The organism is Stenotrophomonas sp. 112478_Sma, assembly GCF_056479905.1.
This window is the reverse complement of sequence record NZ_CM151072.1, coordinates 486,973-511,647: the sequence shown is the minus strand read 5'-3', so window position 1 is coordinate 511,647 and position 24,675 is coordinate 486,973. Positions and strand designations below refer to the sequence as shown.

General features: G+C 68.4%; 25 protein-coding genes and 1 riboswitch. Of the genes, 13 read left to right on the top strand and 12 right to left on the bottom strand.

The window, feature by feature from the left end; translation table 11 throughout:
* Positions 1-18 precede the first annotated feature (18 nt).
* The 4 genes from msrB to ACZK08_RS02335 all read left to right on the top strand — a co-directional run bounded on the left by msrB (position 19) and on the right by ACZK08_RS02335 (position 4,715).
* Positions 19-597 (top strand): peptide-methionine (R)-S-oxide reductase MsrB, encoded by a 579-nt coding sequence (gene msrB / locus ACZK08_RS02350; RefSeq protein WP_053518289.1) that lies wholly within the window; start codon positions 19-21, stop codon positions 595-597.
* The gene (locus ACZK08_RS02345) at positions 597-2,366 is read left to right on the top strand and encodes a cytochrome c biogenesis protein DipZ (RefSeq protein ID WP_065182517.1); all 1,770 of its coding nucleotides are present in this window, start codon (positions 597-599) and stop codon (positions 2,364-2,366) included. The genes msrB and ACZK08_RS02345 overlap by 1 nt, the downstream gene beginning before the upstream one ends.
* Before the next feature lie 14 nt (positions 2,367-2,380).
* Positions 2,381-3,118: a peptide-methionine (S)-S-oxide reductase MsrA gene (gene msrA, locus ACZK08_RS02340; RefSeq protein ID WP_065182518.1), complete on the top strand. Its 738-nt coding sequence runs from the start codon at positions 2,381-2,383 to the stop codon at positions 3,116-3,118.
* A gap of 154 nt (positions 3,119-3,272) precedes the next feature.
* Positions 3,273-4,715 carry an aminotransferase-like domain-containing protein gene (locus tag ACZK08_RS02335; RefSeq protein WP_065182519.1) on the top strand — a complete coding sequence of 481 codons (1,443 nt, stop codon included), beginning with the start codon at positions 3,273-3,275 and terminating at the stop codon, positions 4,713-4,715.
* Positions 4,716-4,749: 34 nt separating this feature from the next.
* Here the strand turns inward: ACZK08_RS02335 and bioD are convergent, their stop codons facing one another.
* The gene (gene bioD, locus ACZK08_RS02330; RefSeq protein WP_065182520.1) at positions 4,750-5,436 is read right to left on the bottom strand and encodes a dethiobiotin synthase; all 687 of its coding nucleotides are present in this window, start codon (positions 5,434-5,436) and stop codon (positions 4,750-4,752) included.
* A 67-nt stretch (positions 5,437-5,503) separates the two neighbouring features.
* Between bioD and ACZK08_RS02325 the strand changes: the two genes are divergently transcribed.
* The gene (locus ACZK08_RS02325) at positions 5,504-5,986 is read left to right on the top strand and encodes a GAF domain-containing protein (protein WP_053518280.1); all 483 of its coding nucleotides are present in this window, start codon (positions 5,504-5,506) and stop codon (positions 5,984-5,986) included.
* Complete coding sequence (locus tag ACZK08_RS02320; RefSeq protein WP_065182521.1) at positions 5,983-6,345, top strand: TfoX/Sxy family protein; 363 nt, start codon at positions 5,983-5,985, stop codon at positions 6,343-6,345. The genes ACZK08_RS02325 and ACZK08_RS02320 overlap by 4 nt, the downstream gene beginning before the upstream one ends.
* A 15-nt stretch (positions 6,346-6,360) precedes the next feature.
* Here the strand turns inward: ACZK08_RS02320 and ACZK08_RS02315 are convergent, their stop codons facing one another.
* A complete protein-coding gene (locus ACZK08_RS02315) occupies positions 6,361-6,939 on the bottom strand; it encodes a histidine phosphatase family protein (RefSeq protein ID WP_065182522.1) in 579 nt (192 codons plus the stop codon).
* A gap of 152 nt (positions 6,940-7,091) precedes the next feature.
* Positions 7,092-7,313: riboswitch (cobalamin riboswitch) on the top strand.
* A gap of 116 nt (positions 7,314-7,429) precedes the next feature.
* Between ACZK08_RS02315 and btuB the strand changes: the two genes are divergently transcribed.
* Positions 7,430-9,271, top strand: coding sequence for a TonB-dependent vitamin B12 receptor (btuB, locus tag ACZK08_RS02310; RefSeq protein ID WP_065182523.1), 1,842 nt, complete (start codon positions 7,430-7,432; stop codon positions 9,269-9,271).
* A gap of 27 nt (positions 9,272-9,298) precedes the next feature.
* On the opposite strand, the gene gph is transcribed toward btuB, so the two are convergent.
* On the bottom strand, positions 9,299-9,967 hold the full coding sequence (gene gph, locus ACZK08_RS02305) for a phosphoglycolate phosphatase (RefSeq protein ID WP_053518272.1): 669 nt from the start codon (positions 9,965-9,967) through the stop codon (positions 9,299-9,301).
* Positions 9,968-10,029: 62 nt separating this feature from the next.
* The gene (locus ACZK08_RS02300; protein WP_065175376.1) at positions 10,030-10,959 is read right to left on the bottom strand and encodes a LysR family transcriptional regulator; all 930 of its coding nucleotides are present in this window, start codon (positions 10,957-10,959) and stop codon (positions 10,030-10,032) included.
* Positions 10,960-11,068: 109 nt separating this feature from the next.
* Between ACZK08_RS02300 and ACZK08_RS02295 the strand changes: the two genes are divergently transcribed.
* Together ACZK08_RS02295 and ACZK08_RS02290 are read left to right on the top strand one after the other, a co-directional pair.
* The gene (locus tag ACZK08_RS02295) at positions 11,069-11,707 is read left to right on the top strand and encodes an NAD(P)-dependent oxidoreductase (RefSeq protein ID WP_065175377.1); all 639 of its coding nucleotides are present in this window, start codon (positions 11,069-11,071) and stop codon (positions 11,705-11,707) included.
* 47 nt (positions 11,708-11,754) lie between these two features.
* Positions 11,755-12,666: an MBL fold metallo-hydrolase gene (locus tag ACZK08_RS02290; protein WP_065182524.1), complete on the top strand. Its 912-nt coding sequence runs from the start codon at positions 11,755-11,757 to the stop codon at positions 12,664-12,666.
* Positions 12,667-12,679: 13 nt separating this feature from the next.
* On the opposite strand, the gene dinB is transcribed toward ACZK08_RS02290, so the two are convergent.
* Entirely contained in the window at positions 12,680-13,774 is a 1,095-nt protein-coding gene (gene dinB / locus ACZK08_RS02285; RefSeq protein ID WP_065182525.1) for a DNA polymerase IV, read from the bottom strand.
* 190 nt (positions 13,775-13,964) lie between these two features.
* Here dinB and fabA point away from each other — a divergent pair, with 190 nt between their 5' ends.
* Both fabA and fabB read left to right on the top strand, forming a co-directional pair.
* Positions 13,965-14,480 (top strand): 3-hydroxyacyl-[acyl-carrier-protein] dehydratase FabA, encoded by a 516-nt coding sequence (gene fabA / locus ACZK08_RS02280; protein ID WP_053518264.1) that lies wholly within the window; start codon positions 13,965-13,967, stop codon positions 14,478-14,480.
* Entirely contained in the window at positions 14,480-15,688 is a 1,209-nt protein-coding gene (gene fabB / locus ACZK08_RS02275) for a beta-ketoacyl-ACP synthase I (RefSeq protein WP_065182526.1), read from the top strand. The genes fabA and fabB overlap by 1 nt, the downstream gene beginning before the upstream one ends.
* A 313-nt stretch (positions 15,689-16,001) precedes the next feature.
* On the opposite strand, the gene ACZK08_RS02270 is transcribed toward fabB, so the two are convergent.
* Genes ACZK08_RS02270 through ACZK08_RS02260 form a run of 3 tightly spaced genes read right to left on the bottom strand, consistent with a single transcriptional unit; the run spans position 16,002 to position 18,450 of the window.
* Positions 16,002-16,691 carry an HAD family hydrolase gene (locus ACZK08_RS02270; RefSeq protein WP_053518260.1) on the bottom strand — a complete coding sequence of 230 codons (690 nt, stop codon included), beginning with the start codon at positions 16,689-16,691 and terminating at the stop codon, positions 16,002-16,004.
* On the bottom strand, positions 16,688-17,389 hold the full coding sequence (locus ACZK08_RS02265; RefSeq protein ID WP_065175382.1) for a pseudouridine synthase: 702 nt from the start codon (positions 17,387-17,389) through the stop codon (positions 16,688-16,690). The genes ACZK08_RS02270 and ACZK08_RS02265 overlap by 4 nt, the downstream gene beginning before the upstream one ends.
* Entirely contained in the window at positions 17,386-18,450 is a 1,065-nt protein-coding gene (locus tag ACZK08_RS02260) for a class I SAM-dependent methyltransferase (RefSeq protein WP_065182527.1), read from the bottom strand. Before ACZK08_RS02260 ends, ACZK08_RS02265 begins: the two co-directional genes overlap by 4 nt.
* 159 nt (positions 18,451-18,609) lie before the next feature.
* Between ACZK08_RS02260 and ACZK08_RS02255 the strand changes: the two genes are divergently transcribed.
* Complete coding sequence (locus ACZK08_RS02255) at positions 18,610-18,873, top strand: hypothetical protein (protein ID WP_053518254.1); 264 nt, start codon at positions 18,610-18,612, stop codon at positions 18,871-18,873.
* 73 nt (positions 18,874-18,946) lie between these two features.
* On the opposite strand, the gene ACZK08_RS02250 is transcribed toward ACZK08_RS02255, so the two are convergent.
* Together ACZK08_RS02250 and ACZK08_RS02245 are read right to left on the bottom strand one after the other, a co-directional pair.
* Positions 18,947-19,240, bottom strand: coding sequence for a DUF3247 family protein (locus ACZK08_RS02250; RefSeq protein WP_053518253.1), 294 nt, complete (start codon positions 19,238-19,240; stop codon positions 18,947-18,949).
* Positions 19,241-19,284: 44 nt separating this feature from the next.
* A complete protein-coding gene (locus ACZK08_RS02245; RefSeq protein ID WP_065175384.1) occupies positions 19,285-21,270 on the bottom strand; it encodes a hybrid sensor histidine kinase/response regulator in 1,986 nt (661 codons plus the stop codon).
* A 248-nt stretch (positions 21,271-21,518) separates the two neighbouring features.
* Here ACZK08_RS02245 and ACZK08_RS02240 point away from each other — a divergent pair, with 248 nt between their 5' ends.
* Complete coding sequence (locus ACZK08_RS02240; protein ID WP_053518248.1) at positions 21,519-22,085, top strand: DUF3016 domain-containing protein; 567 nt, start codon at positions 21,519-21,521, stop codon at positions 22,083-22,085.
* Between the two features lie 104 nt (positions 22,086-22,189).
* Here ACZK08_RS02240 and alr read toward each other — a convergent pair whose 3' ends face one another.
* Complete coding sequence (gene alr / locus ACZK08_RS02235) at positions 22,190-23,260, bottom strand: alanine racemase (protein WP_053518246.1); 1,071 nt, start codon at positions 23,258-23,260, stop codon at positions 22,190-22,192.
* Positions 23,239-24,543, bottom strand: coding sequence for a D-amino acid dehydrogenase (locus ACZK08_RS02230; protein ID WP_053518245.1), 1,305 nt, complete (start codon positions 24,541-24,543; stop codon positions 23,239-23,241). Before ACZK08_RS02230 ends, alr begins: the two co-directional genes overlap by 22 nt.
* Positions 24,544-24,675: the final 132 nt, after the last annotated feature.

Sequence of the window (24,675 nt, the reverse complement as noted above, 5' to 3'; positions counted from 1 at the left end):
CCCTTCCCGGAGTCCGCCATGCCCCTCACCCGCCGCCATCTGCTGGGTCTGGGCGGTATCGCCACCACCGCCGGCCTGCTCGGTCTCGGGGCCTGCAGCCGCGCCGCGCCAGCGGCAGCAGAAACGCGCCCTGCGCGACAGTTCGAGATCATGCGCAGTGATGCTGACTGGCGCCAGCGGCTGACCCCGGCCCAGTACGCAGTGCTGCGCCAGCAGGCGACCGAACGCCCTTGGAGCAGCCCGCTCAACAAGGAACACCGGCAAGGCACGTTCACCTGTGCCGGCTGTGCGCTGCCGCTGTTCTCTTCGTCCACCAAGTTCGAGAGCGGTACTGGCTGGCCCAGCTTCTGGGCACCGTTGCACAACGCTATCGGTGAGGACCGCGACGTCACCTTTGGCATGCTGCGGGTGGAAGTGCATTGCCGCCGCTGCGGCGGCCATCTGGGCCATGTCTTCAACGACGGCCCACGCCCTACCGGCCTGCGCTACTGCATGAATGGCGCGGCGCTGGCCTTCCAGCCCGGACCTGCCGCGCATGACAGCGATGCGGGCTGGCGCGTGCCGGTGGGATCGTCCCCTGCTTCTGGAGCCCGATGATGCTGCTGTTGCTGCTTGCCTATCTTGGCGGTGTGCTGACCCTGCTCAGCCCCTGCATCCTGCCGGTGCTGCCGTTCGTATTCGCGCGTGCTGACCGCCCGTTCCTGCGCAGCACCCTGCCGCTGCTGCTGGGCATGGCGCTGACCTTCACCCTCGTCGCCAGCCTGGCGGCGGTCGGCAGCCAGTGGGTGGCGCAGGCCAACCAGATCGGTCGCTGGATCGCCCTGCTGCTGATGGCGCTGTTCGCGGTGGCATTGCTGTGGCCCGCACTGGCAGACCATCTGCTGGCGCCGTTGCAGCGTGTCGGCGCGCGGTTGAGCGCACGCGCGGACGCTGCCGATGCCGCCGGGCGCGGCGGTGCCTGGACGTCGCTGCTGATCGGCATCGCCACCGGCCTGCTGTGGGCCCCGTGCGCGGGCCCGATCCTTGGCCTGGTACTGACCGGGGCTGCGCTGCATGGCGCCAGCGCCAGCACCAGTACGCTGCTGCTTGCCTACGCGCTGGGTGCGGTCACCGCGCTGGCATTGGCGGTCTGGATCGGCGGCCGGGTGTTCCGCGCCCTGCAGGCACGGCTGGGGCTGGGCAATCTGCTCCGCCGCGTGCTCGGCGTCGCTGCGCTGCTGGCGGTCGTGGCCATTGCCCTGGGCTGGGACACCGGCCTGCTGACCCGGCTGTCCACCGTCAGCACCGCGCGTATCGAGCAGGGCCTGCTCGATGCGGTACCCGGCGCGCAGCCTTCCGCTCCACCGATGATGATGATGGGCCCGGCCACTGCAGGCAGCGAGGCACCGCTGCCGGTGGAAGGCACGCTGCCCGCCCTGGACGGCGCCACCGGCTGGCTCAACAGCCCACCGCTGGACGCCGCCCAGCTGCGCGGCAAGGTGGTTCTGATCGACTTCTGGACCTATTCCTGCATCAACTGCCTGCGTGCGATGCCGTTCGTGCACGAGTGGCAGCGGCGCTACCGCGATCACGGCCTGGTGGTGATCGGTGTGCACACCCCCGAGTTCGCCTTCGAACGCGACCCGCGCAACGTCATGAAGGCCGTGCAGCAGTTGAAGGTCGACTATCCCGTCGCGCTGGACAACCAGTACGCGATCTGGCGTGCGTTCAACAACCGCTACTGGCCCGCCCACTACTTCGTCGATGCGCAGGGCAACATCCGCGGCCATCAGTTCGGCGAAGGCAACTATGCGCGCTCGGAGCAGGTGATCCGCCGCCTGCTGGCCGAAGCCGGCCAGACCCGGCTGCCACCGCCGGCCGATCCGGCCGCAGCGGACCTGCAGGGCGTGGCCGCGCAGGCGGACATGGGCAACCTGCGCTCGCCGGAGACCTACCTGGGGCATGCGCGCGCCGAGCAGTTCGCCTCGCCAGGCGGGCAACGTGTGGATACGGCATTCGACTACGCGCTGCCACCCGCGCTGGCGCTGAACCAGTGGGGCCTGTCCGGCCGCTGGATCATCGACGACGAGGCGGCACGGCTGCAGCAGCCCGGAGGACGCATCGCCTTCCAGTTCCATGCCCGCGATCTGCATCTGGTGCTCGCGCCACGCCAGGACGGCACGCCGGTGCGCTTCCGCGTCTGGCTGGATGGTCGACCGTTGCCCGCGGCCGACGCCGGCAGCGACGTTGGCAGCGATGGCAGCGGCGTGATCGACGAACACCGTCTGTACCAGCTGGTGCGCCAGCGCGGCGCCGTCGCGCCACACCGCTTCGAGATCGAATTCCTCGATGCCGGCGCCCAGGCCTACGCCTTCACCTTCGGTTGATCCGGGAGGACACGATGAAGATTTCGTTCGAACAGGGGATCGCCGCCGGCATTGCCGGGCTGGTCGCTACCGCATTGATTGCCGGGGTACTGCTGGTTGATCACGGTGCCATCGCCGCGCCGCTCGAGCGCAGCGCACAGGTGCAGGTGTTGCCTGCGCCCACCGGTGAAGCCACATTCCGCGATGACGGCACGCACGCCAGCGTAGTGTTTGCCGGCGGCTGCTTCTGGGGCGTGCAGGGCGTGTTCCAGCACGTCAAGGGCGTGAGCAACGCAGTCTCGGGCTACGTCGGCGGCAGCGCGGCGGATGCGCGCTATGAGCGTGTCAGCAGCGGACGCACCGGCCACGCCGAGGCGGTGAAGGTCGACTACGACCCGCGCCAGGTGAGCTACGGCCAGCTGATGCAGGTGTTCTTCTCGGTGGTGCATGACCCGACCCAGCTCGACCGGCAAGGCCCGGACCATGGCAGCCAGTACCGCTCGGCGATCTTCGTCGATGATCCCCGCCAGCAGGCGGCCAGCCGTGCCTACATCACCCAGTTGGGCCAGGCCGGAAGCTATCGCGCGCCCATCGTCACCCAGGTGGGGAGCGGCCAGCGCTTCTATCCGGCCGAGAGCTACCACCAGAACTACATGAGCAACTATCCGCAGGCGGCCTACATTCGCTACTACGATGCTCCGAAGCTGGCGGCACTGGGCAGGCAATTCCCTGCCCTGTATCGCCGGGAGCCGGTGCTGGTGCCGATGCGTTGAGTGCATGGTGCGCCAGCCCATGCAAGAAAAAGTGGCGCGCGGCCATCCAGCCGCGCGCCCTTGAAATATCGGCGGGCACCGATCAGGCCCTGCCGACGAGGACATGCTAGGCTCGGAATCCTCATGGGTACAGCACCAGATGCGGCCGGAACCGATGGATACAGATCAACGCAGCAGCGCGTTCGCTCCTCGCTACCAGCGGCTGTCCGATGAGCTGGCCGAGGCCATCCAGGGAGGGCGCCTGCCGGTCGGCAGCCGCCTGCCATCGCTGCGGCAGATGGCAGCACAGCGTCAGCTCAGCCTCAATACGGTGATCGCCGCCTACCGCCAGCTGGAAGACGCCGGCCTGGTGGTTCCGCGGCCAAAGGCAGGTTTCGAAGTGGCGCCGCGACTGTCAGTGCCGCAACGGTCGCTGCGCGATGCGCCGTCGGCCCCCACCGCGCCGCTGCAGCAGGTGCTGATGGCACGCGTGCTGGAGGCGCAACGCCGTTCCGGGGTGATCGACCTCGCCTTCGCCGGGCCACGCGGGCGCCAGTTCTATCCTGGCGCCCAGCTGGCCCGGCACACCGCCCAGGTATTGCGCCACGGCCAGCAGACGGTCGAAACCTACGCACGCCCCAATGGCTCGCCGCGGCTGCTGGCGCAGATCGTGCGGCGCGGCCCGCGCATGGGCCTGCACACGCACAGCGATCGCCTGCTGCTGACCCACGGTGCGATGGAGGCGCTGCAGCTGGCACTGCGTGCGGTGACCCAGCCCGGCGATTCAGTGGGTATCGAAGCACCGTCGTACTTCAACCTGTATCCGCTGCTGGCCAACCTGGGCCTGCAGGCCATCGAACTGCCGACGCATCCGCAACAGGGCCTGGACGTCGATGCGTTGGAGGCGATGCTGGAGCACACACCGCTGGCCGCGCTGGTGCTGATGCCGACCGTGCACAATCCATTGGGCTGCACCATGCCGGTGGCGGCCAAGCAGCGTCTGGCCGAGCTGGTCAACGCGCGGCAGCTGCCGCTGATCGAGGATGCCGTGTACGCGGAACTGCAGTTCTGCGAGCCACCTGCGCCGCTGCTGAAGGCCTTTGACCGCGACGGCTGGGTGATGGTGGTCGGCGGTTTCTCGAAGACGCTGGCCCCGGACTATCGCATCGGCTGGCTCGACGGCGGGCGCTTCGCTGAACGCATCGCCCTGCTGAAGTTCCAGTCCACGGGCGGCGAGCCGCAGTTGCTGGGTGATGCCGTGGCCGCGTACCTGGAAGGGAGCGGATACGAACATCACCTGCACCGCATGCGGCGCCTGTATCGCGAGCAGGTGGGACGGCTGCGCCAGCTGGTGGCCGAGCATTTCCCGCCCGGCACACGCGCCACGGAACCACAGGGTGGCTTCCTGCTGTGGCTGGAACTGCCGGGCGTGGACACCCGCGCACTGTTCGAGCGGGCGCTGGAAGAGGGCATCGTGTTCATGCCCGGCCAGGTGTATTCGCGCGGTCCGCGCTACCGGCACTGCCTGCGGCTGTCGTGCTGCCAGACCTTCGACGCACGTTTCATCGCTGCCGTGGAGCGCCTGGGCGCCCTCGCGCGGGAGCTCGCGGCCGGTTGATCGCAGCGGGTCGCAGGCTCCGCTCTACGGGAACTCAGCCCTCATGCAGGTGCATCGCCAGGGCCTGAGCATCGGCGCCCGGCAGGTGCGGCAGCCGTCCCCAGCATGGCATCGGCAACCGCTGCACCAGCGTGGCCACGTTCTCGTCCTGGCGCTGCATGGCCGGATCGATGTGATTGCCGATCCAGCCCAGGCACTCCACGCCGCTGGCCTGCAAGGAGTGCGCGGTCAATCTCGCGTGGTTGACGCAGCCCAGCCGCAGGCCGACCACCAGCACGACCGGCAGACGCAGTGCCCGCATGATGTCGAGCTGGTCCAGGTGGACGGAGACCGGCGCCAGCCATCCCCCTACGCCTTCCACCACCACCACGTCGGCGGTGGCACGCAGGCGCTCGAACGCGGCGACGATCGGTGCCAGGGCGATGTCCACCCCGTCCTCGGCCGCCGCCAGTTCGGGAGCGATCGGCTGCCGCAGGGCATAGGGATTCACGTCGACGTAGTCCGGCACCGGCCGACTGGCCGCCTGCAGCGCCAACGCATCCTCGTTGCGCAGGCCCTGCCCCAGATCCTGGCTGCCACTGGCCACAGGCTTCATTCCGACCGCTCGCAGGCCACGCCGGCGCAGGGCGTGCAGCAGCGCGGTGCTGGCCGCCGTCTTGCCGATCTCGGTATCGGTGCCGGTGACGAACAGCGCGGATGGCAGGGCAGCGGGCAACGGCATCAAAGGCTCCAGCGGGGCAACAGAGCGTGCATTATCGCTGGCCCGGCACGCTTGCTAGACTGCGGTCATGTTCGCCAATGCCTCGCTCACCGGCAGCAAGCCGGAACAATACGCCCAGTTGCTTGAACAGGCCCGTGGCCTGGTCCATGGAGAGTCCGACCGCATCGCCAACGCGGCCAATCTCTCGGCGCTGGTCTTCCACGCCCTGCCCGACCTGAACTGGGTGGGCTTCTATCTCTACGATGGCCAGGAGCTGGTGGTCGGCCCGTTCCAGGGGCTGCCGGCCTGCGTGCGCATTCCGCTGGACAAGGGCGTGTGTGGTGCCGCGGCCCGCCAGCGCGTGACCCAGCGCGTCGACGATGTCGATGCCTTTCCGGGCCACATCGCCTGCGACTCGGCCTCCCGCTCGGAACTGGTCGTTCCGCTGCTGCGCGGCGATGAACTGATCGGAGTCTTCGACATCGACAGCCCGAAGACCGGTCGCTTCGATGCCGATGACCAGGCCGGACTGGAAGCCATCGCGCGCGTCTTCGTCGAGGCGTTGGGATGAGTGCGCCGAAGCTGCGCAACATCGGTCCGAAAAGTGCGGCGTGGCTGCGCCAGGTCGGTCTGCGCAGCCGTGACGATCTGGCCGCCGTCGGCGCGGTGGGTGCCTTCGTCAAGGTCAAGCGCGCCGGCTTCAAGCCCAGCCTGAACCTGCTCTACTCGCTGGAAGGGGCCCTGCTGGACTGCCATTGGCAGGAACTGGGCGAGCCGCAGCGCGAGGCGCTGGTGCAGGACTACGAAGCGCGCATCGCCGCGCACCCGCTGAAGGCGGCCGGCCCGGCCTCGGGGCCGGTGCACGAGCAGCGTTTCGACGCAGACGACGACGCAGAAGAAGACGTGACCGGAAGCGCCGACGAGGACTGATCGGCGCCGGCCGGATCAGGGCTGCTGCAACTCCAGCAGCTCGCCCATCAGGCCAGCCTCGCCACGCTCCAGCCTGACCCGCAGGCGCGTACCGTGGTCGATGCGCAGCGCCCAGCACAGCGACATCGGCAGGCCGCAGACCTGTGACAGCACCATGCGCAGCGGGCCACCGTGGCTGACCACGACGGTCGGCAGCGGGTCGTCATCGTCGAGCAGGCGGTCGAGCGCACGCGCGATGCGCCGCTCGAAGTGCCCCCAGCTTTCGCCGTTGGGCGGCGGATACGCATGCGGATCAGCATGGAATGCCGCCAGCGCCTGCTCCGGCAGGTCGAACAGTGCCTGCCCGTCCCAGTCGCCGAAGTCGAGTTCTTCCCACTCCTCGTCCGCATCCACGTCCAGCCCGCGCGGGGTGGCCAGCGCCATCGCTGTGTGCAGTGACCGCAGGCGGGGCGAGCTGATCACCCGCTCCCAGGGCTGCGTGGCGTAGGCCTCCACCAGTTCCTGTGGCAGGCGGGCCAGCTGCGGTGGATCGCTGCGGCCATCGAGGTACTCGTCGCGACCGTTGCCGGCGTGGCGGACCAGGTCGAGGATCATGCATGCGTCCTGTGCAGGCAACGCGGGGACAGCGGAAAACGGGCGGACATCGGCAACGGCACCACGGGATCAAGCAGCAATTCTAGTGGCTGGGGATCATCAGCTCCACAGACATTGCCGCATATACGCCGCACCGGGCATGCCGATGCCGTAGACTGCGCGCACTTCCAGGTGACCTGCGGCATGGCCGGCAGGTTGAAACGGGAAGCCGGTGACGCGTGAACCCACGCCATGCCGGCGCTGCCCCCGCAACGGTAAGCACGTCAGTTCCAGGCAATACCGCCACTGTGCCAACAGCATGGGAAGGCGCCTGGACGGTGGCCTCGCGCCGCCTGGCGGCAAGCCCGGAGACCGGCCCGGAAGCCTCAGGTCGCGATGCGGTGGGCATGGCGCTGGATGTCCGCAGCAATGCCTGCGGCATCGGCGCTTGCCTGCCTCCGCGGCTCCTCCCCTTCGCCACGCGGGCGTGCGTGGCACCTGGAGTCCCCCGATGAAGCTGCAGTCCCGATTGCTTTCCCTGGCCGTATTGGCCGCCCTGCCCGCGTTGGCCCAGGCCGATGATGGCGCCCGCGCGCTCGATCCCATCCTGGTCACGGCCACCCGCACCCCCATCGCCCTGCAGGACAGCATCGCGCCTGCGCAGGTGATCGACCGGACGCAGATCGAGTCCAGCCAGGCCACTTCGCTGCAGGACCTGCTGCGTGGCCGCGCCGGCATCAACCTCACCAACGCCGGCGGCCTGGGCAAGCAGAGCTCGCTGTTCCTGCGCGGCACCAACTCCGGCCACACGGTGGTGCTGGTCGACGGCGTGCGCATCAACAGCGCCGATCTCGGCCTGGCGATGATCCAGGACCTGCCGCTGGCGCAGATCGAACGCGTGGAGATCGTGCGCGGCCCGCAGTCCAGCCTGTATGGCGCCGACGCCATCGGCGGTGTGATCCAGATCTTCACCCGCCGCAACCAGGGCGACTTCGCGCCACATCTGCAGCTGGGCGGTGGCAGCAATGGCCTGCGTGAGGCCAGCGGCGGCATCGGTGGCAGCAGCGAACGCGGCTGGTTCGGCGCCGACATCGCCTACCAGCATTCCGATGGCATCGATGCCTGCCGGGGCTCGGCCACGCTGTTCACCGGCTGCTTCGCCAACGAGCCCGACCGCGACGGCTACCGCAACCTCTCCAAGAGCCTGCGCGGCGGCTACAACTTCAACGAGCAGTGGACGGTGGAGGGCAGCGCGCTGCGCGCCGACGGCCAGAACCACTACGACGGCTACTACAACTACTCCGAGACGCGCCAGCAGGTACTGTCCGGCAAGGTCCGCTACACGCCGGCCGAACGGCTGGTGCTGACCGCCAACGTCGGTCGCAGTGACAACGAATCGGACAACGTCGGCGCGGACGGCGTGCATGGCAGCGCGCAGACGCATCGTGACAGCGCGTCGCTGCAGGGCGACTTCGGCGTGGCCGAAGGCCAGCTGCTGAGTGCCGGTGTGGACTGGAGTGAGGACAACCTGGACGGCAGCAGTGCCGGCTATCGTGTCGACAGCCGTCGCAACACCGGTGTGTTCATGCAGTACCAGGGGCGCTTCGGCCGGCACCAGCTGCAGGCCAGCGCGCGCAACGACGACAACCAGCAGTTCGGCAACCATGCCACCGGCAGCATCGGCTGGGCGATGGAGCTGGATCACGGCCTGCGCATCAACGCCAGCTACGGCACGGCCTTCAAGGCACCCACCTTCAGCGACCTGTATGACCCGTGGAGCGGCGTGCCGACACTGGATCCTGAGAAGTCGAAGAGCGCCAACCTGGGCATTTCGCAGCAGGGCCAGGGCTGGCGCTGGGGCCTGGATGTGTACGAGACCCGCATCGATGACCTGATCACCTACGATGCAGCCACCTTCAGGATGCAGCAGGTGGAGAAGGCGCGCATCCGTGGTGCCGAACTGACCGGCAGCGTCGTGCTGGCCGGCTTCGACATCGCTGCACAGCTGAGCTACACCGACCCGCGCAACCGCACGAACGGCAGCAGCCAGTTCGACAACTGGCTGCCGCGCCGTGCACAGCAGACGGCACGGCTGGATGTGGATCGCCGCTTCGGCGCATTCCGTGCCGGCCTGACCGTACAGGGTGCGGGCAAGCGCTATGACGATGCCGCCAACACGGTGAAGGTCGGCGGCTATGGCACGTTGGATCTGCGCGCCGAGTACGCGCTCACGCCATCGTGGTCGCTGCTGGCCCGGGCAACCAATGTGTTCGACCGCAGGTACGAGACCGTGGCGTGGTTCAACCAGCCGGGCCGCGAGTATCAGCTGAGCGTGCGCTACCAGCCGAAATGAGCAGGCGCGCCGGGCGCAGGCCCGGCGCTATACCGGGATGCGCGCGGCCAGGCCCGGCAGTTCGCGCAGATCGTCGATCACCGCCACCGCAGCTGCGGTGGCCAGGTCCAGGCCACGCGGATAACCGTAGCGCACCAGCACGATCGGCATTCCCGCGTCTTCCGCCGCGCGGTAGTCGGTCAACGAATCACCCACCATCAGGCATGCATCCACCGGCACGCCGAAGTGTGCCGCGATGTGCCGCAGTGGTTCGCCGCTGGGCTTGCGCTGCGGCAGCGAATCGCCGCCCAGCACCAGCGCGAACGCATCGCCGATGCCCAGATGCTGCAGCAGCGGCGGCACCAGCGCTGCAGGCTTGTTGGTGCAGATGGCCAGCGGCACAGCGCGTTCCCGCAGCTGCGCCAGTGCTTCGGCCACACCGTCGAACAGGCGTGGGCTGCGCAGCAGGCACTCACGGTAATGCACCATGAACACCGGCATGACCTCGGCCAGATCGACCTGCCGCCCTGCGGCGTGCACGGCCTGCTCGACCAGCCGGCGGACACCGTCGCCAATCCAGCCCAGCACGGTGGCTTCCGGCACACGGGCCAGGCCGATGTCCTCCAGCGTGCGGTTCAGGGCTTCGGCGATATCGGCGGCGCTGTCGACCAGCGTGCCATCGAGGTCGAACACGACCAGCGGATAGGGATACGACACGCAACGCACCTGTACGACGTGGGGCTGCTCATTGTATGCCGTGTGCGCATCGCACCGGGATGTCATGCAGGTTCCACACGCGCCGGTCGCCAGTCCAGGTCCTGGAAGGCCGGGCTGGCGAAGCACTCGCCCAGGAAGTCGAGGAACCGCCGCATGATCGCCGACTGCTGGCGACGCGATGCGTACACCGCATGAATGCCCAGCTCGTCCAGGGTATACGCCGGCAGCAGTTCCACCAGCTCGCCACTGCGCAGCAACGGCGCCACCTGGTAGGTGGGCAGCATCGCGATGCCCGCGCTGGCGCGAACGGCTTCCAGCAGCAATGACGCTTCGTTGGCGCTGATGTTGCCGCCCACCGCCACCGACTGCGAACGTCCGTCGCGGTGCAGGTGCCACAGGCTCTTGCCCACGTAGTGATGGGTCAGGCAGTTGTGTGCGGCCAGATGTTCCGGGGCGGTCGGCGTGCCGCGCACCTCCAGGTAACCGGGCGTGGCGCACAGCACCGAGCGGCATGTGGCCAGACGTCGCGCGATCAGGCTGGGGTCGATCTGCCGGGCGATGCGTACCGCCAGATCCACCCGCTCCTCGACCAGATTCACCGTGCGATCGACCAGCAGCAGTTCGATGCGCGCCGCCGGATGGCGCTTGACGAAGTCGGCGACGGCGCGCGCCAGATGGCTCTGCCCGAACGAGACGCTGGCGGTCACCCGCAGCGTGCCATGCGGTTCGGGATCGTCGCTGGCCAGTTCGCCCTGCAGCGCCTCGCCGATCTCCAGCATCTGCCGGAAGCGCGCCAGCGCCGCCTCCCCCGGGCCGGTCAGGCTGACCCGGCGCGTGGTCCGGTGCAGCAGGCGCGCCCCCAGCCAGGCCTCCACCTCGGCGAGGTAACGGGTGACCATCGCCCGCGACATGTCCAGCACCTCAGCGGCGGCCGTGAGGCTGCCGCGCTCGGCCACCTCGATGAACACGGTCATGGCGGTCAGTCGATCCATCTGCTCGATCCATGCAACAAACAAGCGCGTTATACGCTGTTTTTCGGACAATTGCAGCGTCCTACAGTGGCCCCGTCGTCTTCCCCTCCCCTTTGTTATGGAGTTCGCCATGAAAATCGCCCTCGTCGGTGCCACCGGCAACATCGGCCGCCAGATCGCGCGCCACGCGCTGGCCGCCGGCCACGAATTGACCCTGATCGTGCGCAGCACGCAGGACCTGCCGGCGGAGCTGGCCGGTGCCCATCCGGTGATCGCCGCGCTGGATGATCCCGACGCGCTGGCCGCGGCCATCGCCGGCCACGACGTGCTGGCCAGCGCCTACGGGCCACGTCCGGGCGATGACATCAGCCGCGTCGGCGAAGTGGCCGGACAGCTGGCAGCCGCGGCACGCAAGGCCGGGGTGCCGCGCCTGGTCGTGGTCGGCGGTGCCGGCAGCCTGGAAGTGGCACCGGGTGTGCAGCTGGTCGATACGCCGGATTTCCCGGAGGCGTACAAGCCTTATGCCCTGGCCCACCGCGAAGCACTCAAGCGCCTGCAGGCGGTAGACGACCTCGACTGGACGTTCTTCTCGCCGGCCGCGGAAATCGGACCGGGCGAAGAGCGTGGCCAGTACCGCGTGCAGGCCAAGGCCTTCCTCGCCGACGCCAGCGGCCACAGCCGCATCAGCTACGCCGACTATGGCGCTGCCTTCGTGGCGGAACTCGAGGCGCATGCCTACCCGAAGCAGATCATCACTGCGGCGTACTGATCGACCTACATGCCGGGCATGGCCCGGCGCTGCACAAGGAGTTCCGCATGCGTTCCGTTGCCCTGCTGCTTCCGCTTGCACTGGTCACCAGCTTCGCCAGCGCCCCGCTGCTGGCCGCACCGGCTGCCCCGGCGCCGGCCACGGCGGCGAAATCACAGCTGCACCTGCAGTACTTCCATCCTGGCCCGCAGGCGATGTTCTCCGTGTCATCGGTGCTGATCGAAGGCCGCCACGATGCGATCCTGGTCGACGCGCAGTTCGCGGCCAGCGACGCGCGCAGGCTGGTCGAGCTGGTCCGTGCCAGCGGCAAGCAACTGACCACGATCTACATCAGTCATGGCGATCCGGATTACTACTTCGGCCTGGCCACGCTGCAGGACGCCTTCCCGCACGCACGCATCGTCGCCACGGCGCAGACCGTGGCCCACATCCAGCAGACCCACGCCGGCAAGCGTGCCTACTGGGGCCCGAAGATGGGGGCCGACGCACCGGCGCGCATCGTTGTGCCGCAGGTGCTGGAGGGCGACGCGCTGCTGCTGGAAGGGCAGCGCCTGCCCTTGATCGGACTCGATGGCCCTACGCCGGACCGCAGCGTGCTGTGGGTGCCTTCACTGCGCGCGATCGTCGGTGGCATCCCCGTGGTCGCCGGCGAGCATGTGTGGATGGCCGACACGCAGACCCCGAAGTCGCATGCCGACTGGCTGCAGACCCTGCAGCGACTGCAGGCACTGAAGCCGCAGGTGGTGGTACCGGGCCATTACGCGCAAGGGGCGGCGCTGGATGCCAGTGCGCTGCGCTTCACCGCCGGGTACATCCGTGCGTTCGATGCGGAAGCGGCCAAAGCGAAGGACAGCCAGGCGCTGGTGAAGGCGATGCAGGCGCGTTACCCGCGGCTGGAGGGCGTGGAATCGCTGCAGCTGAGCGCGAAGGTGGCCAAGGGTGAAATGCAGTGGCCGTGAGGCAGGACCGCGGTCAGGGGCGCTGCGGATCGTTCGACGCCTGCTCGAACAACTCCCCCTGCACCACCGGTTCCTTGTCGCGGAAACCGCCCAGGCCGACGCCCACCAGGCGATAGCGCGTGTCGGCCGGCAGGTCCACGCGCGCGCGCAGCGCCAGCGCGGCATCGCGCAGCTCCTCCATCGATTCCGGCGGGCGGTCCGGGGTGAAGCTGCGGGTAAGGATGCGGAACTGCGCCGTCTTCAGCTTCAGCACCACGGTGTGGCCCACGCGTTCCGTCCGGCGCGTGGCATTCCAGGTCTTCTCTGCCAGCTGCACGATGGCCTCGCCCAGGTCTTCAAGCAGCAGGTCCTCGGCAAAGGTGTCCTCGGAAGAGATCGACTGCACCGGCTGGTCCGGCTCCACCGGCCGTTCATCGACGCCGCGTGCACGGTTGTAGAGGCTGCGGCCGAAGCTGCCGAACGCGTCCTCCAGATCCGCCAGCGCCCATTGCCGCAGGTCACCGCAGGTGATGATGCCGCGCGCCGTCAGTTTGCCTTCCATCACCTTGCCCACGCCGGGCACGCGGCTGACCGGCAGCGGCGCCAGGAATGCGTCCACCCGTTGCGGTGGAATCACGAACTGGCCGTCGGGCTTGCGCCAGTCCGAGGCGATCTTGGCCAGGAACTTGTTCGGCGCGATGCCCGCTGAAGCGGTCAGCTGGGTCTCGTCGCGGATCTGTGCGCGGATCGTGCGTGCGATCTCGGTTGCCAGCTCGATGCCACTTTTCGGCTCGGTCACGTCCAGATAGGCCTCATCCAGCGACAGCGGCTCGACCAGGTCGGTATGGCGCAGGAAAATCTCGCGCACCTGGCGCGACACGGCCTTGTAACGCGCGAAGTCCGGCGGCACGAAGATCGCGTCCGGGCACAGGCGCTCGGCACGCATCGCCGGCATCGCCGAACGCACGCCGAACACGCGCGCTTCGTAGGACGCCGCGCATACCACCGAGCGCGCACCGCGCCACGCCACCACCACCGGCTTGCCGCGCAGTGAGGGATCGTCGCGCTGCTCCACCGACGCGTAGAAGGCGTCCATGTCGACGTGGATGATCTTGCGCAGTCGGGTCATGTCAGGTGTACGGGGCGGGTTCGGCGTGGGTGGGCCACACGCCGAGGTATGGTCGTTGCACATCAACAGGATGCGCGTATTCCATTGAAAACACTACGGTTGCGTACGGTTGAAATGTTTGATCGGCAGCGCTTCCAAGGGCATTCTCGAGCACTTGTATCCCTGTTCGTCGCTTCCAGGATTGCGTTTCATGACTCGTCTCCACGCGTTCAACCGCGACCAGCTGCTGGCCAGCGCTCGCGGTGAACTGTTCGGCGCCGCCGCCGGCCGTCTGCCCAACGACCCGATGCTGATGTTCGACCGCATCACCGACATTCGCGAGGACGGCGGCCCGCATGGCAAGGGCATGGTACGCGCCGAACTGGATATCCGCCCGGACCTGTGGTTCTTCGGCTGCCACTTCATCGGCGACCCGGTGATGCCCGGCTGCCTGGGCCTGGATGCGATGTGGCAGCTGACCGGCTTCTACCTGACCTGGCTGGGTGCTCCCGGCAAGGGCCGCGCCCTGGGCTGCGGCGAGGTCAAGTTCACCGGCCAGGTACTGCCGGACGCCAAGCGCGTGCGCTACGAGATCGACATCACGCGCGTCATCAACCGCAAGCTGGTGATGGCCCAGTCCGACGCCCGCATGTATGTGGACGATCGCGAGATCTACAACGCTCGCGACCTGCGCGTGGGCCTGTTCACCGAAACCGGGAGCTTCTGATGCGTCGTGTCGTCATCACCGGCATGGGCATCACGTCCTGCCTCGGCAATGATCTGGATACCGTCTCTTCCGCACTGCGCGAGGGGCGTGCCGGCATCACCGCATTGGCCGACCACGCCGAAGCGGGCCTGCGCAGCCAGATCGGCGGCCGTGTCGACCTCGACCTGGACGCCCTGATCGACCGCAAGCAGAAGCGCTTCATGAGCGATGCAGCAGCGTTCGCCTACATCGCCATGCGCGATGCCATCGCCGATGCCGGGCTGGACGAGGCGCAGGTCAGTGGCCTGCGCACCGGCCTGATCGCCGGCTCCGGCGGCGGCTCCAGCGAGTGGCAGATCGGCGCGGTCGATCTGCTGCGTGCACGTGGCGTGCGCAAGGTCGGCCCGTACATGGTGCCGCGCACGATGTGCTCCACCGTGTCGGCGTGCCTGGCCACCGCGTTCCAGATCAAGGGTGTGAGCTACTCGCTGTCGGCGGCCTGCGCGACGTCGGCGCACTGCATCGGCGCCGCCGCGGACATGATCCGGCACGGCGCGCAGGACATCATGTTCGCCGGCGGTGGTGAAGACCTGCACTGGTCGATGAGCGTGATGTTCGATGCGATGGGCGCGCTGTCGACCAGCTTCAACGACACCCCGGCCAGCGCGTCGCGCCCCTACGACAAGGACCGCGACGGCTTCGTCATCGCCGGTGGTGGCGGCATGCTGGTGCTGGAAGACTACGATCATGCGGTTGCGCGCGGCGCACGCATTTATGCCGAGCTGATCGGTTATGGCGTGACATCCGATGGTGCGGACATGGTGGCACCGTCCGGCGAGGGCGCGGTGCGCTGCATGAAGATGGCACTGCAGAACGTGGACCGCCCGCTGGACTACCTCAACACGCACGGTACCTCGACCCCGCTGGGCGATGTCACCGAACTCAACGCGATCCGCGAGGTGTTCGGCGAGGCCGTGCCGCCGCTGTCCTCGACCAAGGCGCTGTCCGGCCATTCGCTGGGCGCGGCCAGCGTGCACGAAGCCATCTACTGCCTGCTGATGATGCGCGATGGCTTTGTTGCCGGCTCGGCCAACATCAGCGAGCTGGACCCGGCGGTGGAAGGCTTCCCGATCCTGCGCGAAAGCCGCGCACAGGTGCTGGACACGGTGATGTCCAACAGTTTCGGCTTCGGCGGCACCAACGCGGCCCTGGTGTTCGGCCGGGTCTGATCGCCCGCCATTGGCCTGCACGGTCGCCGGGCATGGCCCGGCGCTACCGCGTAGTCGGCAGCACCGCCTCAGGTAGCGCCGGGCCATGCCCGGCGCAAAGGCAGCAGCAGGGCGTGCGCGTCGCGCAGCGAGCCGACGATGCAATGGCCGATTCTGGTAGCGCCGGGCCATGCCCGGCGCAAAGGCAGCGCGCGCCTACGCCAAGCGCGGCAGCAGCGGCAGCAGCAGGGCGTGCGCGTCGCGCAGCGAGCCGACGATGCGATGGCCGATTCTGGTAGCGCCGGGCCATGCCCGGCGCAAAGGCAGCGCGCGCCTACGCCGGGCGCGGCAGTAGCGGCAGCAGCAGGGCGTGCGCGTCGCGCAGCGAGCCGACGATGCGATGGCCGAGCGCGCGCAGTTCCTCATCGGGATGCACCAGGTCCGGCACCTGGATCACGGTCATGCCTGCGGCCAACGCCGCACGGGTCCCCGCAGGTGAGTCCTCCAGCGCCAGGCAGCGCTCCGGCGCCTGCCCCAGCCGCTGTGCGGCCAGCAGGTAGATGTCCGGCGCCGGCTTCGGCCGCGCCACGTCGCCACTGGTGATCACTGCATCGAAGTACGGCAGCAGACCGGCGGCGCCCAGCTTGCGGTTGGCCCGCGGCTGACGCGTGGTGGTCGCCACCGCACGCGGAATCGCATGCGCCTTCAGCAGTTCCAGCAGCTCCAGGATGCCCGGCCGCAGGGGCAGGCCGGTCTGCGTGCGTTGCTCGTACAGATCATGGCAGCGCAGCGCCATCGCCTCGATCACGCTGTCCTCCACGCCCTGCTGGCGCAGCAGCGCTTGGCTGTCGCGGTCGCCAAGGCCGACCATGCGCACGAAGAAGGATGCATCCAGCGGCAGGCCGAACGCTTCGGCAGCCTCACTCCAGCAGGCGATGGACACCCGCTCGCTGTCGATCATCAGGCCGTCCATGTCGAAGATGACGGCGTCGGGAAGAAACGGCAGCGCAGCGATGACAGTCATGGAGCGAACAGCGTATCCAGGTCGGTGGAGGTCAGCAGCCGCCATTGCCCCTCGGCCAGCCCCTCCAGGTCCAGGCCACCGACGCGGCTGCGGTGCAGTGCCTGCACATGGTTGCCGGTAGCGGCGAACATGCGGCGCACCTGATGGTAGCGGCCTTCATGCAGTACCAGGCGTGCCTTGCGTGGACCCAGCACCTCCAGTTCAGCCGGCAGCAGGGCGGTCTTCTCCGACTCCAGCATCAGCGTGCCGCTGGCGAACAGGGCCACTTCGTCGCCGCGCAGGTCTTGGGCCAGCTCCACCTCGTAGACCTTGGGCAGTTTCGACTTCGGCGAGATGATCCGGTGCAGCAGGCCGCCATCATCGGTCAACAGCAGCAGGCCGCTGGTGTCGCGGTCCAGCCGGCCGACCGTGGACAGCACCGGGTCGCGGTCGCGGAAACGCGGCGGCAGCAGATCGTAGATCAGGCGGCCGGTGTCCTTGGTCGAGCAGGTGTAACCGGCCGGCTTGTGCAGCGCGATCGACAACCCCGGCGGCGGATCCAGCGGCTCGCCGTCGACCCGCACGGCCTCGTGCGGCACCTGGTCGTCGGCATACAGCACCTCGCCGTCGGCGTCGGTGATACGGCCTTCGCGGAACATCCACTGCACCTGCTTGCGGCTGCCATAGCCCAGGTTGGCGATGTGCTTGACCAGCTTCATCGGCCCTTCCCCTTCACCGCTTCGACCAGCTTGAACCCGTCACGCTCGGCGACCACGCGCACCGCGCCGAAGCTGTCGTTGAGCGTGTGTTCGTACGGCAGGTGGCGGTTGGCCACCACATACAGGCGACCACCCGGGCGCAGCGCCTGCGCCGCCACGGCGATGAAGCGCTGGCCGATATCCGGCCGGTCCGCGCGCGACGGGGTATGGAACGGCGGATTGCTGATGATGACGTCGTACCCCGGCTCGATGCCGGCGGTGACGTCCCGCCACAGGAAGCGCAGCGGCAGCGGGCGCGGCGGTGGTGCAAGATTCAGCTCGGCCAGTGCCAGGGCCCGCTGCTCGGCTTCGTACAGATCCAGCGCGGTGATCTTCGGGCAACGCTCCAGCAGCTCGCGCGACAGGTAGCCATAGCCGGCCCCGAGGTCGGCCGCGCGTCCGGCCAGATCGGCCGGAAGGTGCTCGGCCAGCAGCGCCGAAGCCGGGTCGATGCGGTCCCAGGCGAACACGCCCGGGCGGCTGAGGAAGCGGCCACCCACGATCGGCCGCACCGCATCCAGCGCGCTCCAGCGCTTGGCCAGATCGGCATCGTGCTGGCCCTGCAGTGGCGGGGTCCAGTACACCCGGCAATGGTTCTTGGTCAGGCTGCCGCCGAGGCCGGCCAGCTGCTTGAGGTCGCCTTCGCCGGAGCGCGCGCCCTCGTTGTTGGACTGGCAGGCGACGATGCGGCCCCCTTCTGCGGCCAATGCCAGGGCACGGGCGAACAGCGCGCGGGCCTCCTCGCGCTGGCGCGGCGGCAGCACCAGCACCAGCGGGTAGCGGCCCCGGCCCGCGACATCGTCAAGCTGGCCGCTGACGGTCCAGCCGGCGGCCTGCTGCAGGGGCTGCGCGAACGGCGCAAAACTCTGCTCGCAGTGCACCTCGCGCCCGCCGGCCTGCTCACGCAGTGGCCAGCCGTCGCGGGCACGCAGGAACGCAGCCGGCCCGTCCGGCCAGCGCAGCGCGCCCTGGGAGAACGGCAGGAACAGGGTCTGCAGGGGGGCGTCGTCGCTGGCGGCCATCGGCGCGGTTACTTGAAGCGTGAGGGCCGTCCATTGTACCGGCTCGCGCGGTCCGGCCCGGCAGGCCACTTTGCGAAACTTCAACGGGGCATTGATGCCCCAGCAACATCGGACCCTTCAGGGTAGAGGTCCCCCGAGACTTCCAGCAGGAGAATCCGCATGCGTGCCTTGTTCGTCGGTGGCGTGGTCGACAACAGCGAAATGGACCTGGAAGGCAGCCATCCTCCCGTGCACTACCCCGAGGACACCGGCGGTGGACATTCACGCTACCGGCTGCACCAGGTCGGCCACGGCGCCGATGGCAGCGTGGCATACGCGGTATACGGCGCACCGGACCTGGCCGACGACGAGGTGGCGCGGGTGGCGGAGGAGCGCGCCTATGCCCGGCGGTTCGAGGCAACGCCGACGGTGTTCGAGCACTGACGTGCCTGTCGCGCCCGAGCCCAGGCCCGGGCGTGCGGACCGCAGCCGGGCGTGAGCCCGGCCCCCTGCCGGATCACGTCGTTCTGGGTGGCAGCTGGCGGATGCTGGCGATCTCGTCGAGCCAGACGTGATGCTGCTGCACCGGCGTGTCGTAGTCGTCCAGGCGCAGCTGGCCGTTGCTGCCTTCATCGCCGGCGTCGTTGCGGTACTGCTGCACCGTTGGGCGCACGGCGACCGTGCCCAGCAGGCGGCGGCCATCAAGCAGGGTCAGTTCGACCTGCGTTTCGCCGTCGAGCTGCGGCAGCAGGGCCTCCAGGCGCGCGATCTGGGCCGGGTCGGTATGGATGCGTGGAGCAATACGGGACATCGGAGAACCTCCTGCGTGCAGGGTCGCCGATCCACCGTGAATGCTCAGTGCAGCGCGCTGTCGGCGCGCGGCACCTGCACCTTGCGCACCGCAGCCACCAGCTGGGCCACCGAGTACGGCTTGGCCACATGCTCCTGGAAGCCCGAGGCCAGCGCGCGCCGACGGTCATCCGCACGCGCCAGCGCGGTCACGGCCACCGCCGGCAGGGTCGCCGCATCCACGCCCATGTCTTCGCGCAGGGTGCGCACCAACCCATAACCATCCATACCCGGCATGCCGATGTCGGTCAGCATCACGTGGTACTGCAGGTGGCCGGCATCGGCCAGCAGCGCCAACGCTTCGCCGGCCGAACTGGCAGCTGACACCGTCGCGCCCTGCTCTTCCAGCATGCGCCGCAGGTACTCCAGCACTTCCGGCTGGTCTTCCACGGCCAGTACGTGCATGCCCCGCAGCGGATAGGGCTCGACGACCACCGGCTCCAGAATCGGCCCGCTGATCACCTCGCGCAGCGGCCGCCGCTCGGCATCGGGCAGATGCTGCGGCAGGCGTACGGTGAACGTGGCACCGTGGCCATGGCCTTCGCTGGCCGCAGTGACCGTGCCGCCGTGAAGCTCGACCAGCTGCTGCACGATCGCCAGGCCCAGGCCGAGCCCACCATGGCGGCGGGTGGTGGTGCCGTCGGCCTGCCGGAAGCGGCTGAACAGATGATTGAGGAACTCCGGAGCAATACCATCACCGGTATCGCGCACGGTGATCTCCCAGTGCTTGCCGTCGGCCCGCAGCTGCATCTCGATGCGGCCCTCGGCCGGCGTGAACTTGATGGCGTTCGACAACAGGTTCCAGAACACCTGCTGCAACCGCGTCGCATCCCCCAGCACCAGGCTGGGCTGCTCAGGCAGCCGCAACTGCACGTCCAGTGCCTTACCCTCGGCCACCAGCTCCTGCGCGCCGATCGCCTCGCCCAGCAGTTCGCGCAGGTCCAGCACTTCCACTTCCAGCTGCACCTTGCCCAGCAGCATGCTGCTGAGGTCGAGCATGTCCGAGATCAGCCGCTTCTGTGCACCGGCGCTGTTGGCGATCACGCCCAGCCCCTTGTACAGCGGGCTGGTGTTGTCGACACGCTGCAGCAACAGCTCGCTCCAGCCAAGGATGGTGGTCAGCGGCGTGCGCAGTTCGTGCGACAGGGTCGCCAGGAATTCATCCTTCAGGCGCGCCATGTTCTCGGCGGCACTGCGTGCGGCGCGCTCGGACTGCAGCAGCTCTTCACGGGCCAGTTCGATCTCGCGGCGCTCGGTCACGTCCGGACTGCTGCCGGCCAGGCCGATGAATCGACCCATCCGCGAGAATCGCGGACGCGCGTTCATTTCCAGCCATCGCCACTGTCCGTCCGCACGCCGTGCGCGGACGAGGGCATGCATGGAGCGTTGCGCCTTCAACGCTTCCTGCAGTTCGTACTCGAACACCGACGCATCATCCGGATGCACCAGGCCGCGCCAGACATCCTCCGGCACACGCGTCTCGTCGCCACCAAAGAACTCACTGAAGGCGCTGTTGACGAAGCGCGCATGTCCGCGCTCATCCAGCACCCAGACCGGCATCGGCAGGCCATCGGCCAACGCGCTGAACCGGGCCTCGCTCTCGCCCAGCTCCAGCTCCATCTGCTTGCGTGCGGTGATGTCGAAGAACAGGATCCCGACCTTGTCCTCGCCGGGGCGGCCCACACGGACCGCGTCCACCGCGAACGAGCGCCCCAGCGCCCGTGCTTCCATCTCGAACTGCGCCGGCCGTCCGCTGCGCGCCACCTCGCCGTAGATGCGGTACCAGTCGCTCTCGTGGTTCGGTTCCAGCGCGCTCATGCACTTGCCGCGGGCGTCCTTGAGACCGGTGTGGCGCTCGAAAGCGTCATTCACCTCAAGGAAGCGGTAATCCACTGCGCGATCGGCGTCGAACATGACCTGGATCACACAAAAGCCGGCGTTGATGCGTTCAAGCACACCGCGATGCAGGTCGGGTTCGGGCGCCGGAACCATCAAGGGCGGGCGCTCCGCGAGGGGCGGCAGTGTGGACAAGGGCGTCTGGGGCGTACCGGATGGAGGCACAGCATCTTCCAAAGGACGTATTCACAGCGTCAAGCGCCGTCAGTCATGGTTGACGACCATGAATTGGCGACAACCGCCGACGCTGTTGACGCATTCGGCCATTGCTGGGCCCCGCCGGCAGGATCACACTCGATGCGAGATCAACATCCGCCCCCATTCCGGGGACGCAGGAGACCGCCATGAACCGCTCTCTGTCCGCCACCCTGCTGCTGGCCGCGGCCCTTGCCGCGGGTGCAGCGAACGCCGCGCCGCGCACCGTCACCAGCCCGGATGCGCCGCGCACGCTGCAGGCCGACGGCCCGGTCAACGTGCAGTGGAACGATCCGGCGACATTCACCGAGATCCGCCAGAGCCACAACCGCTTCGAGGCCGAACGCGGCGACTGGGTGCAGCAGCTGGCGCGCTACCTGCAGACCAGCGCCGCCAAGCCGCTGCAGGCCGGGCAGACGTTGGACATCACCCTGGTCGACATCAAGCGCGCGGGCGACTACGAACCGTGGCATGGCCCGCGCGCCAATGACATCCGCGTGATGCGCGACATCTATCCGCCGCGCATCACCCTGCAGTACACGCTGAAGGACGCCAGCGGCCGCATCGTCGACGAGGGCGAGGCCAAGCTGACCGACACCGGCTACCTGCACACCCTCGGGCTGCGCAGCGACAGCGATCCGCTGCGCTACGAGAAGCGGCTGATCGATGACTGGGTGAAGCGGCAGTTGACCGCCCAGGCCACCGCCGCGCGTTGACCGGCACCCGCCGGGCATGGCCCGGCGCTACCTGTGCATTTCCGACACCCGCCGGGCATGGCGCTTTGGACATCCGGTAGCGCCGGGCCATGCCCGGCGGCGCATCAATCGCGGTAGACGCGGGCGACCCGCTTGACCGCGCAGGGCAGCTGGTAGGCGCTCACCCCGCAACGTGGCGCCAGTTCCGAAAGCGTCGGGGCCTGCCCCCACAGTTCCACCACACTGCCAACGCCGGCCTGTGCATGTGCGGTCAGGTCCACCGTCAGCATGTCCATCGAAACCCGACCGATCAGCACGCCAGGCTGGCCGTCGATCAGTACCGGGGTGCCGTTCGGCGCGAACTGGGGATAGCCGTCGGCATAGCCCAGGGCCACCACGCCCACGCGTGTACGCGCCTTGGCCACGAAGCGCGCGCCATATCCCACCGGCTCACCGGCTTCGATCCAGCGCTCGGCAATCACCTTGGACTGCATGGTCATCACCGGGCGCAGCCGCGCGGTCAGATCCGTGTCGTCCGGCATCGGGTTGGCGCCGTACAGCATCAACCCCGGGCGCACCCAGTCGCTGCGCACGTCGGGCCATCCCAGCAGGGCCGGCGAATTGCACACGCTGGTCTCACCCTGCAGGCCCTCGATTGCACGTGCGAAGGTGGCGGCCTGCTCGTGGGTACGTTCGCTGTCCAGTTCATCGGCACGCGCCAGATGGGTCATCAGCACGATCCGCTCCACCTGCGGCATCGCCTGCAGGCGCGCGTGTGCGGCGCGGAAGGTCTCCACGTCCAGACCCAGGCGATGCATGCCGCTGTCCAGCTTCAGCCAGACCGTCAACGGATGCGGGCTGTCGAAGGCAGCCAGCGCTTCCAGCTGCCACGGCGAGCCGACCGAGAACCACAGCGAATGCTCGGCCACCAGCGCCATCTCGCTGGCTTCGAAAATGCCTTCCAACAGCAGGATGGGCGCGCGGATACCGGCCTTGCGCAGCTCCAGCGCCTCTTCGATGGTCGCCACCCCGAAGCCGTCGGCCTCGTCTTCCAGAGCCTGCGCGCAGCGCACGGCGCCATGGCCATAGGCATCGGCCTTGATGATCGCCAGCGCCTTGCCGCCCCCCAGCTCGCGGGCGAGCCGGTAGTTGCTGCGCAGCGCGTGCAGATCGATCAGCGCGCGGGCAGGACGCATGTGCGGCTCTCATGTTGCGGGGCATGGCCGAACTGGCCGTAGCGGAAGATGTCCAGGCCTTCGGTGCTGATCTGTGGCTGGCGTGCACTCATCAGGTCGGCCAGGTAGCGGCCTGAACCGCACGCCATGGTCCAGCCCAGGGTGCCGTGACCGGTATTGAGATACAGGTTGCGGAAGGGCGTGGCGCCGATCACCGGCGTGCCATCCGGCGTGGCCGGGCGCAGGCCGGTCCAGAACTGCGCGCGCGACAGGTCCCCGCCCTTCGGGTACAGGTCACGAACCACCAGCTCCAGGGTCTCGCGGCGACGCGGTGACAGCGACAGGTCGAAACCGGCCACTTCGGCCATGCCACCGACACGGATGCGGTTGTCGAAGCGGGTTACAGCAACCTTGTAGCTCTCATCGAGGATGGTCGAGGTCGGAGCCATGGCCGGATCGGTGATCGGCAGGGTCAACGAATACCCCTTCAACGGGTACACCGGCAGGCGCATGCCCAGCGGCGCGACCAGCGCCGGCGAGTAACTGCCCAGCGCGACCACATAGCGGTCGGCAGTCTCCAGCTTGCCGGCGATGCGCACGCCGGTGATGCGCTCTCCATCCGACTCGATGGCGCTGATGTCCTGGTCGAAGCGGAACTCGACACCGGCATCGGTGCACATCTGCGCCAGGCGGCGGGTGAACAGCTGGCAGTCGCCGGTCTGGTCACGCGGCAGGCGCAGCGCACCGACCAGGCCATCAACATGGGCCAGCGCCGGCTCCGCGGCGATGATGCCGGCGCGATCCAGCACTTCGTACGGCACGCCATAGCGGGCCAGGATCTCGATGTCCTGTGCCGAGGCATCCAGCTGCTGCTGGGTGCGGAACAGCTGGGTGGTCCCCAGGTCGCGCCCCTCGAACTCGATGCCGATCTGCGCGCGCAGCTCGTTCAGGCAATCGCGGCTGTACTCGGACATGCGCACCATGCGCGCCTTGTTGATCGCATAGCGCTCGTGGGTGCAGTTGCGCAGCATCTGCCACAGCCAGCGGTACTGGGCCAGATCCATGCCGGGACGGATCGCCAGCGGCGCATGCTTCTCGAACAGCCACCCGATCGCCTTCTTCGGCACGCCGGGCGCGGCCCAGGGCGAGGTGTAGCCGAATGACAGCTGGCCGGCATTGGCGAAACTGGTCTCCAGCGCGGGGCCGGGCTGGCGGTCGACGACCGTGACATCAAACCCGGCCTGTCGTAGATACCAGGCACTGGTGGTGCCGATCACGCCGCTGCCGAGAACTAGGACTCGCATGGAAATTCTCCAACCCGATCATTCCCTGCGTTTGAGCACGCCAGGGCCATAATCGGGGAAGTATATTCTTCCATTCATAGGCGATTTGCCTGTTTTTCACGCTGCGGGCAAGATGTTTCCCCGTGATTCACT

Excerpts from the sequence above, each read along its gene's own strand:
- fabB (WP_065182526.1), top strand. The coding sequence starts at position 14,480 with ATGCGTCGTGTCGTCATCACCGGCATGGGCATCACGTCCTGCCTCGGC.
- ACZK08_RS02260 (WP_065182527.1), bottom strand. The coding sequence starts at position 18,450 with ATGGCCGCCAGCGACGACGCCCCCCTGCAGACCCTGTTCCTGCCGTTC.
- ACZK08_RS02265 (WP_065175382.1), bottom strand. The coding sequence starts at position 17,389 with ATGAAGCTGGTCAAGCACATCGCCAACCTGGGCTATGGCAGCCGCAAG.
- fabA (WP_053518264.1), top strand. The coding sequence starts at position 13,965 with ATGACTCGTCTCCACGCGTTCAACCGCGACCAGCTGCTGGCCAGCGCT.
- ACZK08_RS02250 (WP_053518253.1), bottom strand. The coding sequence starts at position 19,240 with ATGTCCCGTATTGCTCCACGCATCCATACCGACCCGGCCCAGATCGCG.
- ACZK08_RS02325 (WP_053518280.1), top strand. The coding sequence starts at position 5,504 with ATGTTCGCCAATGCCTCGCTCACCGGCAGCAAGCCGGAACAATACGCC.
- bioD (WP_065182520.1), bottom strand. The coding sequence starts at position 5,436 with ATGCCGTTGCCCGCTGCCCTGCCATCCGCGCTGTTCGTCACCGGCACC.
- alr (WP_053518246.1), bottom strand. The coding sequence starts at position 23,260 with ATGCGTCCTGCCCGCGCGCTGATCGATCTGCACGCGCTGCGCAGCAAC.
- ACZK08_RS02290 (WP_065182524.1), top strand. The coding sequence starts at position 11,755 with ATGCGTTCCGTTGCCCTGCTGCTTCCGCTTGCACTGGTCACCAGCTTC.
- msrB (WP_053518289.1), top strand. The coding sequence starts at position 19 with ATGCCCCTCACCCGCCGCCATCTGCTGGGTCTGGGCGGTATCGCCACC.
- ACZK08_RS02300 (WP_065175376.1), bottom strand. The coding sequence starts at position 10,959 with ATGGATCGACTGACCGCCATGACCGTGTTCATCGAGGTGGCCGAGCGC.
- ACZK08_RS02295 (WP_065175377.1), top strand. The coding sequence starts at position 11,069 with ATGAAAATCGCCCTCGTCGGTGCCACCGGCAACATCGGCCGCCAGATC.
- btuB (WP_065182523.1), top strand. The coding sequence starts at position 7,430 with ATGAAGCTGCAGTCCCGATTGCTTTCCCTGGCCGTATTGGCCGCCCTG.
- ACZK08_RS02315 (WP_065182522.1), bottom strand. The coding sequence starts at position 6,939 with ATGATCCTCGACCTGGTCCGCCACGCCGGCAACGGTCGCGACGAGTAC.
- dinB (WP_065182525.1), bottom strand. The coding sequence starts at position 13,774 with ATGACCCGACTGCGCAAGATCATCCACGTCGACATGGACGCCTTCTAC.
- ACZK08_RS02345 (WP_065182517.1), top strand. The coding sequence starts at position 597 with ATGCTGCTGTTGCTGCTTGCCTATCTTGGCGGTGTGCTGACCCTGCTC.
- ACZK08_RS02245 (WP_065175384.1), bottom strand. The coding sequence starts at position 21,270 with ATGGTTCCGGCGCCCGAACCCGACCTGCATCGCGGTGTGCTTGAACGC.
- ACZK08_RS02255 (WP_053518254.1), top strand. The coding sequence starts at position 18,610 with ATGCGTGCCTTGTTCGTCGGTGGCGTGGTCGACAACAGCGAAATGGAC.
- ACZK08_RS02230 (WP_053518245.1), bottom strand. The coding sequence starts at position 24,543 with ATGCGAGTCCTAGTTCTCGGCAGCGGCGTGATCGGCACCACCAGTGCC.
- msrA (WP_065182518.1), top strand. The coding sequence starts at position 2,381 with ATGAAGATTTCGTTCGAACAGGGGATCGCCGCCGGCATTGCCGGGCTG.
- ACZK08_RS02335 (WP_065182519.1), top strand. The coding sequence starts at position 3,273 with ATGGATACAGATCAACGCAGCAGCGCGTTCGCTCCTCGCTACCAGCGG.
- ACZK08_RS02320 (WP_065182521.1), top strand. The coding sequence starts at position 5,983 with ATGAGTGCGCCGAAGCTGCGCAACATCGGTCCGAAAAGTGCGGCGTGG.
- ACZK08_RS02240 (WP_053518248.1), top strand. The coding sequence starts at position 21,519 with ATGAACCGCTCTCTGTCCGCCACCCTGCTGCTGGCCGCGGCCCTTGCC.
- ACZK08_RS02270 (WP_053518260.1), bottom strand. The coding sequence starts at position 16,691 with ATGACTGTCATCGCTGCGCTGCCGTTTCTTCCCGACGCCGTCATCTTC.